Source organism: Pseudoalteromonas sp. Cn5-37 (assembly GCF_021532495.1).
Taxonomy (GTDB): Bacteria; Pseudomonadota; Gammaproteobacteria; order Enterobacterales; family Alteromonadaceae; genus Pseudoalteromonas; species Pseudoalteromonas simplex.
Genome location: NZ_JAKGBA010000003.1, coordinates 41,205 through 55,004 on the forward strand (window position 1 = coordinate 41,205; position 13,800 = coordinate 55,004).

10 protein-coding genes are annotated in these 13,800 nt (G+C 41.9%); 5 read left to right on the top strand and 5 right to left on the bottom strand.

What is annotated here, in order from left to right; genetic code table 11:
* Positions 1–300: 300 nt before the first annotated feature.
* On the top strand, positions 301–2,421 hold the full coding sequence (locus tag L1266_RS06795) for a Calx-beta domain-containing protein (protein ID WP_235377145.1): 2,121 nt from the start codon (positions 301–303) through the stop codon (positions 2,419–2,421).
* A 67-nt stretch (positions 2,422–2,488) separates the two neighbouring features.
* On the opposite strand, the gene L1266_RS06800 is transcribed toward L1266_RS06795, so the two are convergent.
* The 4 genes from L1266_RS06800 to L1266_RS06815 all read right to left on the bottom strand — a co-directional run bounded on the left by L1266_RS06800 (position 2,489) and on the right by L1266_RS06815 (position 7,225).
* Complete coding sequence (locus tag L1266_RS06800) at positions 2,489–4,012, bottom strand: M17 family metallopeptidase (protein ID WP_187490580.1); 1,524 nt, start codon at positions 4,010–4,012, stop codon at positions 2,489–2,491.
* A 103-nt stretch (positions 4,013–4,115) separates the two neighbouring features.
* Entirely contained in the window at positions 4,116–5,798 is a 1,683-nt protein-coding gene (locus tag L1266_RS06805; RefSeq protein WP_054552592.1) for a carbon starvation CstA family protein, read from the bottom strand.
* 106 nt (positions 5,799–5,904) lie between these two features.
* Complete coding sequence (gene dinB / locus L1266_RS06810) at positions 5,905–6,957, bottom strand: DNA polymerase IV (protein WP_054552593.1); 1,053 nt, start codon at positions 6,955–6,957, stop codon at positions 5,905–5,907.
* Between the two features lie 61 nt (positions 6,958–7,018).
* Positions 7,019–7,225, bottom strand: coding sequence for a hypothetical protein (locus tag L1266_RS06815; protein WP_054552594.1), 207 nt, complete (start codon positions 7,223–7,225; stop codon positions 7,019–7,021).
* Positions 7,226–7,378: 153 nt separating this feature from the next.
* On the opposite strand from L1266_RS06815, the gene L1266_RS06820 reads away from it, so the two are divergent.
* The 3 genes from L1266_RS06820 (at position 7,379) to L1266_RS06830 (ending at position 9,936) form a co-directional block, all read left to right on the top strand.
* The gene (locus L1266_RS06820) at positions 7,379–7,807 is read left to right on the top strand and encodes an acyl-CoA thioesterase (protein WP_054552595.1); all 429 of its coding nucleotides are present in this window, start codon (positions 7,379–7,381) and stop codon (positions 7,805–7,807) included.
* 12 nt (positions 7,808–7,819) lie between these two features.
* Positions 7,820–8,872: an aldo/keto reductase gene (locus L1266_RS06825; protein WP_054552596.1), complete on the top strand. Its 1,053-nt coding sequence runs from the start codon at positions 7,820–7,822 to the stop codon at positions 8,870–8,872.
* Positions 8,873–9,054: 182 nt separating this feature from the next.
* Positions 9,055–9,936, top strand: a complete 882-nt coding sequence (locus L1266_RS06830) for an ABC transporter substrate-binding protein (protein ID WP_138600380.1) — start codon at positions 9,055–9,057, stop codon at positions 9,934–9,936.
* Here L1266_RS06830 and L1266_RS06835 read toward each other — a convergent pair.
* Entirely contained in the window at positions 9,887–10,498 is a 612-nt protein-coding gene (locus L1266_RS06835) for a fumarylacetoacetate hydrolase family protein (protein WP_054552598.1), read from the bottom strand. The two genes, L1266_RS06830 and L1266_RS06835, sit on opposite strands and share 50 nt — an antisense overlap.
* A gap of 300 nt (positions 10,499–10,798) precedes the next feature.
* On the opposite strand from L1266_RS06835, the gene L1266_RS06840 reads away from it, so the two are divergent.
* The gene (locus tag L1266_RS06840; protein WP_235377146.1) at positions 10,799–13,747 is read left to right on the top strand and encodes a TonB-dependent receptor; all 2,949 of its coding nucleotides are present in this window, start codon (positions 10,799–10,801) and stop codon (positions 13,745–13,747) included.
* The last annotated feature ends 53 nt before the right edge of the window (positions 13,748–13,800 follow it).

Consider the following 13,800-nt stretch of genomic DNA (forward strand, 5'->3'; position numbering starts at 1 on the left):
CAAAAGCCCTGCAATGATTTGCGGGGTTTTTCTATAACCTTTCTTTTTTATCCCCTAGTAATTTTTGAAGCCACCAAAAACACAACCCACTGATTTAATTAGACCTTTATTAAATAGATAAAAAAGATGATAAATAGATATTAACGAGATTTACATAAATAAATTAAAAAGGAACTAATGAGGTGTGCTGAATTAAATTGCCATTGGCATTTAATCACTATTACAAAAATAATAAGGAGCGATACCAAAGTGCCTTCAAGAAACATACACCCCAAAAAGAACACACACTTAAAGCGTACTATGTTAGCTGCAATTTGCACTTACTCGCTACTCGGAGTAACTAATCAAGCGCTGGCAGATACAACTCAAACAAAACAAATTCCATTACACTTTATAGTTGCAGCAACCGATAAAGATGGCGCTAATGCCAAAGTTGACCAAGCCACTATTGAGCAATCAATTGAAAACTTAAATTCACATTATCAAGGTACAGGTTACTCATATCACTATAAATCTACTGACTTCGTAACCAACGAAGAGATGCCTGGTTTTTATGACGACGATTACTCACCAGACAATAGAGTGTTATTTATTGAGCCTTATTTTGATAAATCAGCTTTAAATGTCATGGTCGCAGACTTTGATGGCGTCAATGGTAATGCGTTTTTTCCTTACTTTGGCGTAGATGGTGTGTTAATTGATACAGAAGATCTTGTTACAACGACACTCGCACATGAAATCGGCCATAACCTCAGTTTATTGCATACCTTTGCCGATGGTGATGATGAACCTATTTCAGTGCAAATCGGTGAACGTGGCTACTTGTACGGTGACCAGATAATCGACACCCCTCCTTCTTTTGATGACTTAGATGATGATATTGAAAATTGCGAATACACAGGCTCTGCCGAAGATGAAGAAGGTACTCCCTACGCCCCTGATGCCAAAAACATAATGAGCCAAGGAAAAAATACCTGCCGTACGCACTTTTCTGCACAACAAATAGACCGTATGCAGTACGTTTTGCAAAGAGATAAATACCATCTTTTTAATCAATTTGGTGAAGGTAGAACCGTACCAAACTGCGAAAACTCAATTATAGTTACTCAATTCCCACATATAGATGGCTTTAATTTTAATCAAGAAATAGCGCAGCCATGGGTTCAAGATGTAGCTAATAACGGCTTCTTTTTTAGAACCTCACCTGATTCAAATTCAAGCAGAACAGGTGCTGATGAACCCTTTGAGGGGCACAGCTATTTACAAATTGATAGTAGCAAACGGGATGACACTGATTTTGATGACATTGTATATGCCAAAAAAGGTGACAAATTAAACTACTTAAGCCCTTGCTATGACTTGAGCTTCATCGAAAAACCGACATTGGAGTTTTACTTCAATATGCACGGCAAAGATATGGGAACTAGTATTATCGAGGTATCCGCCGATAATGCGCAAACGTGGGCTGAGTTATGGCGAAAAGAAGGCCAACAACACTCCGACGGCGACATTTGGGAAAAAGTGACGGTTGATCTATCTAACTACAGAACAACTCCCGCACAGCTGAGACTAAGTCATATCATAGAAGGTGAAAAAGGTGATGCGTCATTTGATCTTTTCACTGTTTCGGGCACTCAACCTCAGCAAGATTATGAATTTAATAGTAATACTCTCAATATAGCCGAAGACGAAAATGAAGTAACATTCAAGGTCATTAAAAACTCAGGCTTAGATAGTAGTTCGAAAATACGAATTTACACCGAAGACGTGGATGCTATTGCTGGAGAAGATTATACAGCACTTGATGAGACCCTTACTTTTTCGAGCCAAGAAACTGAAAAAGAACTAGCTATAAATATATTTGATAATAATGAAGTTGATGGTTCTCGCTCTTTTAATATCAAACTAGCATCTGATGAAAGTGACATAATCTTCAATGAATCAATTGTAACGATTGAAGACAACGATGTTGATTTCAGCTATGAGTTAGACATTTCAGACACACAAATATCTGAAAATAGCGGCCAACTATTAGTTGGTATAATCAAATCCGATCCAACCGATTTTGAAACAAAAGTTCGTATAAAAACGACGGATGATAGCGCGGTCGGCGGCACTGATTTTACAGCTCTTGATGAAGTACTTACCTTTGCTCAAGGCGAAACACAAAAAAACATTACGATCGACATTATTGATAATTCAGAGGTAGATGGCTCAAGACGCTTCATTCTCGTATTAGAGTCTGAATCATTCAATGAAAAATACGCTGATGAAGTAATCACAATCACCAATAAAGATGGTATTCCAGAGCATGCAACCCCAGATGATAAAGCAAGCGGCAGTGTATCAGGTTACTTTACACTAATGCTCGGCGCACTGTGCTTTATTCGTAGAAACCGAAAGAAGAACATAAAAGACTAAACCTGACCAAGCATAGGCTTTAGAGCACAGGGTTGTGTCTAAAGCTTATGCTTTTTAAACTTACAACTTACAAACAATAACGAGCGAATAAGCTGCTTACTGTTGCGGCGGTAGGCTTGCCATGTTGCCAATCACCACCTTCTACACCACTGCCTGCGATATCCATATGAACATACGGTAATGGCTGCGCTGATTCAGTACCATGCTTATCTAAACCACCAACAATCGCTAAGAATGCCATCGGGAACTGATGACCACGTGCAGTTACAGCAGAAGCTGCATTGTTACTTGATAGTACGTCATCAGCTAATGTGCGAGGGCGAATGAAGTCATAATCTTCACGGCGGCTACGAGATACTTCTGCGGCATCTGCCCATAAATCGCCTAAGTCAGCAATTTGGCGCGAAATTTTCGCCGCGCGAGCTGGACCATTTTCAACATACGCACTGTAAGGACCCATAGCACGTGCTGCGTGGCCTGTTAGTGTTGCAACAGTGAATAGCTCTGGATTCACTTCGTTTAAAGCGCGATCTTTCATTTCGCTTAGTAAGTCGCCCATAGCTAAACGGCCTTCAGCATCTGTGTTACCGATACGAACACGTACACCTTCGCGGCTAGTAATGATTTCATCAGGAACAAAACAATCAGAACCAATTGAGTTACGAACTACGGCTAAGTAAGCAATCACTTTTACGCCTTTTGGTGCAAAGTCAGCCACTGATTTCATAAAGCCAGCAACCGAAGCAGCACCGCCTTTATCACGGCTCATACCTGCCATAAAGCCACCCACTTTAAGGTCTGCACCACCGGTATCGTAAACTAAACCTTTACCAACAAACATTAAGGTACGCTCAACATCGCCTTCAGGCACGTATTCTAGTTTTACAACACGTGGGTGATGACGCTCAACAGCATAAGATGCGCGCGCTACGGTGCTCATCATTGGGTAATCTTTATCGATAGTGTTGATATCTGAAATCACTTCAACAGACACCTTACTACCAGCAAATAACTCAACGCAGTAGTCTGCAAAACGAGGTGGTGCCATACGCTCAGGCTCTGTACCACATAAATCACGTGCAGCGTATTGACCTGCAGCAATAGCATTAAGCGCTTTGCTCATTGCCTCGTCTGCACCCACTAGGCTAATTTGGCTAATTGGTTCAATCGCTTGGCCGTGGAACTCACGTGCCTCAAGTGGTTGCCATAGCGCTTGGCAAGCACCTAAATAAGCCACTTCAAGGGCATGCTTGTAACGGCTATCTTGATTTACGTTAGCAAGTAAAATTGCAGGCTGAGTGCTACCCGATGCTTTCGCTTCTAGTACACCTTGCTTTGCTGCATCAAAGTAACGACGTACATCATCATAATCACGGTTCAGAGGGCCTGTAGGCGCTAAAATAACGCGTTTAGAGTCAATTACAAGTAATGTCACTTGTTTGCCAATACGTGCGTCTACAGCTTGTTGAGCGCTAATAGCTTGACTTAAGCTTGCGTCTGCTAAAGAAGAAAAATCATCACCGATAATGATCAATGCATCGTGATTTGCATCCGCTAATTGCGGGGCTGCAACTGCATGAGGGTATGCCATAAAAAAGGTCCTGCTGTTAAAAACATAGGACCTTATTATCATTGATTTAGGGCGCTATTGCCAGCCAAGTAAGATAGCTTACTATAAGGCTGGCAAGCTAAGTTTACTGCTCTGTAATGTGTGCTGAGTCTTTACGATGCTTAACAATTACAGACCAAGCTTCAAGCATAACCAGTACGCTCACAACCAGTACTAACAAATCAAGTGTCACCAGTAACCAGTTACCTTGTTGATAGTACTCGCCCAATTTAATAACCCCAGCAAAGAACGCCATAACGAGTACAAAACTCATTGGTATAAGCGTGTATTTAGCTGGACGATTCGCTTTAATTAACATTACCGAAATCACCAGTAAGGTTAAGCTTGCTAAGATTTGGTTAGTCGAACCGAATAACGGCCAAATGATCATACCGCCGCTACCGTCAGCGCCACCAGCTCCAAAGGCAAGCAGTAAACAGCTTAGAACTGCAATAAGTGTAGCTACAATACCATTACGAATGATGCTGATATTATAAATATCTCCCCACTCTTGGATGATATAACGCTGCAGGCGTACGCCAGAGTCCATGGTAGTCCCCGCAAACAAGACCACCATCACGGCAAGTAAGGTTGATGCCACCTCTTGCGAGATACCCCAACCACTTTCAATTAAGTTTGCGCCACCATTAATAAAGGCGCTGACACTACCTGCACCTAAGTGACTATAAATTTCATGCCATTCTTCAGGTGATACAGCAAGTGCAACACCACTAACTGCAACGAGTGTTATAAGTGCAAGCATACCTTCGCCTACCGCACCTAAGTAACCCACAAAGCGGCCATCAGTTTCCTTGTTCAGCTGCTTAGAACTGGTACCTGAAGACACAATACCGTGGAAACCCGATACCGCACCACAAGCTATGGTCACAAATAGCAATGGAATAATACTTGGTGTATCAACCGCCGTTTGCGTATTAAACGCAGGCGCTGTGATATCTGGCATTGACACAAACACCGCACCGTAAAGAAGCACTAAGCCAACTAATAACTGCATACCGTTGATAAAGTCACGAGGCTGTAACAGCATCCATACTGGCAATAACGAAGCAATGGCAGCATAAATAAATAAGATAATGATCCAGTTCGCATTCGCACTTAGACCAAACATTTCATCAGGTAATGAAATTGGCATACCACTACCAAGGTAAATGGTGTAATACAGAATTCCCACACCAACTAAACAAAGCGGAATTAACGACACTTTACGGCGTAGTAACTGGCCAATAACTAAGGCCACTACAATCGCTGACCAAGCGGGGAATACCGCGTTAGGTTGCGATACAAATGACTTGGCAATCACCACACCAAATACCGCATTCACCATCAGCAGCACTAAGAACACCACAATCATAAATAGCGCACGGGTACGCTTACCAATTACGCTTTCAGATAAAGCGCCCATTGATTTGCCTTTGTTACGCGCGCTGGCCCAAAGAGCCCCCATGTCGTGAACACCAGCAAAAAAGATAGTACCAAATACCACCCAAAGTACCGCAGGCACCCAGCCCCAATAAACGGCAATAGCAGGGCCAACAATTGGCGCAGCACCTGCAACAGAAGTGAAATGGTGGCCCCACAACACAACTTTGTTAGTTGGCACATAATCCACACCATCCTCAAGTTCATGAGCTGGCGTGACAAAATTATCATCCATTTTAAATATTTTTTCGGCGATGAATTTCGAATAAAAGAACCATCCGAACAACATACCGACTATTCCGAGCAGCACGATTACGACCGATTGCATAGTCATCTCTCTTATTAAGTTATAATGTTGTCTAAGGTGTTGAACTAGGCAGGCCTAGCACCCCAACTAGACACTAACAAACTTTCAAGCACCAAGGTGTTAACCTTTAGTCTAATATACTCAGCTGAAAATGCTCGTGAGCCTGACTCTTTATTCCGACACCTATCCCTAACAGGCGTACTGGCTGGTTATTACCTCGCTCATAGGCTTTGCTCATTAACTCAGCAAAAATGCGTTCGTCTAATTGATGGTGGCTTTGATCGGCACTGGTCACGACAAAATTGGCAAATTTTACTTTTACCGATAATTTATTGATGCGGTTGTTTAATTGTTGTTTATCAAGACGGCGGGTTAATTCATCCATCAAACGGGGTAACTGGCTTAAACACTCGTCTAAATTATTTTTGTTGTATTCATAGGTGTGCTCAACACTGAGTGACTTTCGTACTCGCTCAGTTGACACTTTGCCAACGTACTCGCCTGCACACTTTTGATATAAAGAGACGCCAAAATTACCAATGTGCTGCTGCATCCAATTAACCCCTTTCGCACGCACATCAGCCCCTGTGTAAAGCCCTTTAAGTTGCAGCTTTTCTAAGGTCACCTTGCCAACGCCGGGAATTTTGCCAAGCGGTAAACTCGCCAAAAAGTCATCAACTTGATCGGGTAATACCACAAATTGACCATTAGGCTTATTTTCATCGCTAGCTATTTTGGCAATAAACTTAATTGGCGCAACGCCCGCTGAGGCTGTCAGCCCAGTGGTGTCATAGATTTCTTGGCGGATTTGCTGTGCCATGAGTGTTGCACTGCCTTTGCATGCGGTACTGTCGGTTACATCAAGGTAGGCTTCATCTAACGATAACGGCTCAATAAGGTCTGTGTACTTTGCAAAAATGGCGCGAATTTGCGTGGAGATTTCTTTATAAACCTGCATTCGTCCGGGCACGATAACCAGATCGGGGCACAATTGTTTGGCGTGATAGTTGGACATCGCCGAGCGCACACCATATTTACGGGCAATATAGTTGGCTGTTGAAAGCACCCCGCGACGACTATTACCACCTATAGCCAGAGGCACATTGGCAAGCGCGGGGTTATCACGCATCTCTACAGCTGCATAAAAGCAGTCCATATCGATGTGAATGAATTTTTTCATCAGGAACACAACAACTGTTTATATATACAGTTATTATATTTAAACTTCCTGAGAGTGCAAGCTAAGAGGTTTGGCTTGTTTGTTGGTTTGGTTTTTTGCGACTGATAAGCCGTGCGCCAAATAACCAAAAGGCGGCTTCGAATAACAAGCCCACGACAATTAAAGCGATAAATCCTGACATTGTGCCCATGCTATAACAGAGCAAAGCTAGAGCAAGTAAGATGAAAAGTGCAATCCACTTTATCACCCTCAAGGTTAGTTGCTGCATAATTAAGGTCCTTTAATGTGTGTTCATTTTACTCACACTTTACGTAAGCGTGAACTTATAAATCTAGCACGATTTACTGAGATTTCTAATTTCCTTGAGCTAAAAGCATCATATTGCTAACCTAAGTTTTCTCACAATCAATGAAGATTTACTATGCAATCGTTTATAGAACAACACCCTATCAGAACCAAAATAAATGTCGCATGGGGTGAAATGGATGCCCTACAACACGTTAATAATGTGGTGTACTTTCGCTACTTCGAAACAGCTCGTATCGATTTTTTCACTCAACTAGGCTTTCTTAAAGATTTACAAGTAACAGGTGTGGGTCCGGTGATCAGCGAGAACAATGCTCGCTATAAACGCCCTGTGACATTTCCTGATACGGTGCATGTTGGTGTTAAGATTAGTGACATTGAACACGATCGCTTTATGATGCATTACACTGTATTTAGTGAAAGCCAAGACGCAGTAACAACCATTGGCTCATCACAAGTGGTTATGTTTAATTTTAAAACGGGTAAAAAAGCTCAGTTAAATGATGAGTTATTAACTGCACTTAAAGCCCATTCTAGCGATTAACAAGGATCTATTATGCTTTATAGCCCACTTGGTCGAAGTGGTATTGATGTATCTCGTGTCTGCTTAGGTAGCATGACATGGGGTATGCAAAACAACCAAGCCGATGCCGATGAACAAATCGCCTATGCGTTAGATAAAGGCGTTAACTTTATTGATACCGCCGAAATGTATGCCGTACCACCTTCTCCTGACACCTACGGTAAAACAGAAGAGATCATCGGTAATTGGTTAGCGCGAAATAAAGACAAACGCGATGATCTTGTCATTGCCACTAAAATAGCAGGTAACGGCTTACCGTGGGTCCGCGATGCAGGCGATATTACTCGCCAAGCAGTGGTTGAAGCCGTTGATGCATCTCTTAAACGCTTACAAACTGAGGTTATCGATTTATACCAATTACATTGGCCTAACCGTACATCACCGCACTTTGGTAAACAGTGGCCAGGTAAAGTGTGTTTCTCAGAAGCTGACACTGAACAAAATATCGCGGGTATGTTAGATATTCTTGAAGGTCTAAATGACTGTATCAAGGCTGGCAAAATTAAGCACTGTGGTTTATCAGACGACACTCCTTGGGGCATTAGCCAGTACTTGCGTTTAAGTGAGCAGCATAACCTTCCGCGTATGGTTTCTATTCAAAACGAATTTAGTCTCCTGCACGCCAAAGATTGGCCGTATTTAATTGAACAATGTATTCATGAAGATATTGCTTACCTACCTTGGTCACCGCTAGGTGGCGGCATGTTAAGCGGTAAGTACTTAAATGGTGCTCGCCCTGAAGGTAGTCGTTGGACGCTAGTGCAACGTAATGGTTTATTTAGAGACACAGTACAATCTCGCGCTGCGATTGCTGAATATGTTGAAATTGCTAACGCCTTTAATTTAACCCCTTCACAACTTGCATTGGCTTGGTGTAATCAAGTGGATGGCGTAAGCTCAACAATCATAGGCGCTACATCAATGGCGCAGTTAAAAGAAAATATCGATGCTTTTTCTGTGCAATTAAGCGATGAAGCTAACGATAAAATCGCTGACGTATTTAACCGTTATCCAATGCCTTTTTGAGCATCTCCCTGCAATATTAATAAGTCTATTAAATGATAGGCTTATTAATACTTATTCATCATTTTTACCTTTCTCCTACAACTTCACCAATACTTTAGTGTATGGTAATTCACAGCATTTAACTTTTTTGGTTGTTAATGAGTAAATACGTAAAAAATATATTATGCATGATAATGGTGATAGTGCTTGTTCCTATAACCTATGCTTCAGAGCGGCTTTCTATAACTTGGCTAGAAACAGATAACAAACCTTTCTTTGTTGATAAATCTGAGCAATATCCTTTAGGTGGCTTGTGCAACAACATAACCGACTTACTGATTGAAGCAATGCCAAATTTTAAGCATCAAAAGTCACTATTGCCACCTAAGCGATTAAGCAAATATCTCGATGATGGCCACTTAGCGTGTTACGCGTGCATGATCCATCGAGATAAAAAAACTAACCGTGCCACTTACTCTATTCCAACTGCAGTTTATCCATCCTTTAGCGTGTTAAGTACTGAAGAAAGAGCGCTAAAGATTAAGCAAAAACACGGTAATCCAGTGTCATTAATTTCATTATTGACTGATGCCAATTTTATTTATGGCCAAAATGATGCGCGAAAATTTGGCAGTAAACTGGACGCAATAGCTAAAAATACTAAGCTTTATGAGAGTGCTGCATTAAGTGGCACCGGCAGCCATGCAAACCAAGCGCTACTATCGCAGTTAGAGCATGGCTACATTGATTACACAATTGATTACCCATTTGTTGCTGATTATTACAATCAACAAAACCAACAGAATATTCAAAAGCTCAGCATTGCTAATCCAACTCAAAATGTGGTTTTTGGTGCCATTGGTTGCTCAACAAATGCGCCTAATAATTATGCCGAAAAAGTACTTGCAGAAATCAATGAGGCGCTGAAAAACAAAGTACTGCCGAGTGAAAAATACCAGCAAAGCCAACGAATTTGGCTTGAACAAAGCTTTCCTGAGTTTTCAACTTATTATCAGCGCTCTATTCTAGACCCGCTTAAAGAGCCTGCCACTGATGAGATAACAGCTCCTGTTGATCATCCATAAGTGTTACAGCAAAGCTCGAATTTGCGACAACCTTCCCTACCCCTTCAGGCGTGCCAGTCATAATGATGTCGCCATCTTCTAGGTCCATAAAATCACTAATTTCAGCTAAGATTTGCTCTGCGTTATGCAGCATTAACCTTGTATCGCCTAGTTGAGTGTCTATTCCATCAATCTTTAGACTAAATTGATAATGACAACTGGCATTAACCGCAACAAATTCAGTAAAAAGCGCTGAACCATTAAATGCTTTTGCGCGCTCCCAAGGCAGGCCTTTTTCTTTAAGTGTGCTTTGTAAGCCTCGTTTGGTTAAATCAAGCCCAAGCGCAACCGCTGCCAGCTGTTTATCTTTAACTAAAAAGCAAAGCTCAGTTTCGTAATGTAGAGCCTCACCTAAGTGTTCGCTATTAAGAGAATCTGTGATGGCGCTATTTGGTTTTGCAAACAGCACCATATTTGTTGGTGTTTCATTGTTAAGCTCTGCAATATGCGCAGCATAATTACGACCTACGCAAATAATTTTGCTTGGGGTGAATACTTCTTTATTCCATTTCACTGATTGCACGCAAATACCTCTCATTTTAACAAATGTAAAAGACTCAATTTTTTATTTTTAGCATTAACACGCCAATTTCGTACCTAAAATAAGTAAATCCATTGGTAGAATAATTCTCATAATAACATAAACATAGATATTACCTTTCACTATAAGCGTTATTTATGTTGACGATTGTTTTACTTTCTAATAACTTAATGTAAGCGGTTACATTTTAAAAATCGGGTTCGGCGATTTTTTTTGAAAAGAAATGTAAGCGCTTACAAAAATAGACAACAACATAAAATAAAACCAAATCTGGAGATTTGCATGAACCACACACTTTTCAAGAAAAAGCAGCTTGCTATTAGCCTGTCTATGGCAATGGGTTTAAGCGCGCTAGTTCCTCACTCAGCTGTCGCCGAAGAACAGCCCGACAAAGCAAGTGATATTGAAGTAATACAAGTATCAGGTATTCGCGGAAGCCTAGTAAAATCAATGGATATCAAGCGTCAATCTGCGGGGGTTGTTGATGCAATTACCTCTGAAGACATTGGTAAATTCCCTGATACCAACCTAGCTGAATCTTTGCAACGTATTACCGGTGTGTCTATTGACCGTAGTAATGGTGAAGGTAGCAAAATTACGGTTCGTGGTTTTGGCCCTGAATTTAACTTAGTAACCCTTAACAATCGCCAAATGCCAACAACTGGCGGTCGTTCATTTGATTTTGGTGACATCGCAACAGAAAGTGTGAGCGGTGTTGAAGTATATAAAACAGCGCGTTCTGATATCCCTAGCGGGGGTATTGGTGCAACAGTTAATATCACTACAGCTAAACCACTTTCTAATCCTGGTTTGCACGCTTCGATTGGTGCAAAAGCAGTTCACGACACATCAAACGAAACAGGTGATGATGTAACGCCTGAGCTTTCAGGTATCTACAGCAACACATTCAACGATGACAAATTCGGGATTTTAATTTCAGGCTCAGTTCAAGAACGTGATAACCGCGAACAATCAATGGCAGTTGATAACTGGATCCCAGATGTTGATATTTCATCGTCTCCTGATTTAGCACTGACAGATAACAACCAGCGCGCAGATGGCGCAACCTGGTATCCGCAAAATGCAGGTTACGCGTTTTCAGACAATTCACGTAAACGTACCAATGGTCAACTTGTGCTGCAATACGCACCGAATGACCGCATTACTGCAACCGTTGATTACACTTACTCAAAACTCGAGTTTGAAAAAGATGGCCGTAGCTTTGGTGTATGGTTCAATAATGGTGGTAACGTCAGCGCAGCAACTATCAATGAAAAAGGTACTTACACGCAGGTAACTGAAATTGGTGGTGACTACTCTACAAACTTAAACCGTGGTGCAACAACCAACGAAAATAAATCGCTTGGTTTAAACATTGATTGGCAAGTAACAGACAATTTAAACATTGAGTTTGATGCGCATAACTCATCGGCTGAAAGTGCCGGTGTAGGTATTGGCCACGATGCGTTTATGATCATTGGTAACACATCATGTTCATGGTGTGAAAACCCAACGGTTAATATCGACGAAAAAATGGCTGACTTTAGCCAAGGCGAAATTCCGCTTATTGATATGACCTTAACCAATGGCCAAGCAGAAATTTTACCGAGCGATATGGGAACCCTTTTCGCCGGTGTAAACAAAGATACCAACACTAACGATCTTGACCAATACCAGTTAAAAGGTACGTGGTATAACGAAGACAGCGGTGCTCTATCGAGCATTAACTTTGGTGTATCACACACTAAAATCGATTTCCGTACGACAACAGCCTACTCAGGTCAGCTTGCTGCTGGTTGGTGGTTGAACTCTGCGGATTGGTACGATGACAGCATGTTCACTCGTGTCGACAGCTCAGGTTTACTTGATGGCTTCTCTGGTGGTGGTAGCGATAAGTTATTAAATTACTACTACGATGCTGATTTTGATGAGATTGTCGCGATTGCCGAAAGCATTGACTGTGATCACCCTGATGGCGGTATTGGCGCATGTAGCTGGCCTGCTGATGTAAACGGCATGGTGCAAGCGGGTCCAATCGATGACGACCACCGTGTAAGCGAAGAAACAACGGCGGTATACGCACAAGCTAACTTCGAAACAGAATTTAACGGTATGCCAGTGAACATCACTGCGGGTTTACGTTACGAATCAACAGATGTTACAGCAAACAGCTTAGAGCGCCCTGCTGTTGCAATGGAATGGGTTAACGGTAACGAATGGTCTTACATTTACGCTGATGAACGCTCATTCTCAAACGGTGAAGGTAGTAGCAAAGAGTTTCTACCTAGCATCGATATGAATATCGAAGTAGTTGAAGACGTTATTGCACGTTTCTCTTACAGCCGCAGCCTTGCTCGTCCTCCTGTAGGCGCGCTTCGCTCAACAACGTCATTCTTAGGTAACCCGAAAGTGGGTCAACGTAAAGTGGCTGTGGGTAACCCGAACTTAAAACCTTATACTTCAGATAATATCGACCTATCACTTGAATACTACTACGGTGAAGGCAGCTATATGTCTGCGGGTTACTATCGTAAGCAAGTTGATAACTTCCTTGTAAATATCACAACCGAAGAGACTATTGACGGTATTACAGACCCATTCATCGGTGATCGTGCTGAACAAGCGCGTGACGATTTAGCGGCAGCGGGTGAGCAACCATCTGACCAAGCAATTCACGATAAGATCAACGAAAACCAAGGCACAGAAGAAGGCACACCTATCGTTGGTAACGATACAGATCCTCTAGCAAACTTCTTCGTATCGCGTGATAACAACGTTGAAACAGCAAATCTATGGGGCTGGGAACTAGCAGCGCAACATATGTTTGGTGATTCTGGCTTTGGTATTGCCGCTAACGCGACTTTCGTATTTGGTGATGTTGAAGCAGACCGAGATGCTATCGGCTATCAATTTGCCCTACCGGGTTTAAGTGATTCAGCTAACTTCTCTGCGATTTATGATTTAAATGGTTTATCGGCTCGTATTTCTTATAACTGGCGTGATGAGTTCTTAACAGGCTTTGACCAACATGCTTCACCTATCTTTACTGAGTCTTATGGCCAGTGGGATATCAACGTGAACTATTCAGTTAACGAGAACCTAACTGTGTTTGTTGAAGGCCTTAACCTGACAGATGAAACGCAACGTACTTACGTTCGTTACTCTGAGCAGCTGTTACGTGCAAACCAATACGGTGCGCGCTACAACATCGGCTTCCGCTACTCGTTCTAGCATTTTGTTGTCAAAAAAGCCGCTCAACAGCGGCTTTTTTTTTCATAATTATG

Coding starts and splice junctions, on each gene's coding strand:
- L1266_RS06795 (WP_235377145.1), top strand. CDS start 301: ATGTTAGCTGCAATTTGCACTTACTCGCTACTCGGAGTAACTAATCAA.
- L1266_RS06800 (WP_187490580.1), bottom strand. CDS start 4,012: ATGGCATACCCTCATGCAGTTGCAGCCCCGCAATTAGCGGATGCAAAT.
- L1266_RS06805 (WP_054552592.1), bottom strand. CDS start 5,798: ATGCAATCGGTCGTAATCGTGCTGCTCGGAATAGTCGGTATGTTGTTC.
- dinB (WP_054552593.1), bottom strand. CDS start 6,957: ATGAAAAAATTCATTCACATCGATATGGACTGCTTTTATGCAGCTGTA.
- L1266_RS06815 (WP_054552594.1), bottom strand. CDS start 7,225: ATGCAGCAACTAACCTTGAGGGTGATAAAGTGGATTGCACTTTTCATC.
- L1266_RS06820 (WP_054552595.1), top strand. CDS start 7,379: ATGCAATCGTTTATAGAACAACACCCTATCAGAACCAAAATAAATGTC.
- L1266_RS06825 (WP_054552596.1), top strand. CDS start 7,820: ATGCTTTATAGCCCACTTGGTCGAAGTGGTATTGATGTATCTCGTGTC.
- L1266_RS06840 (WP_235377146.1), top strand. CDS start 10,799: ATGAACCACACACTTTTCAAGAAAAAGCAGCTTGCTATTAGCCTGTCT.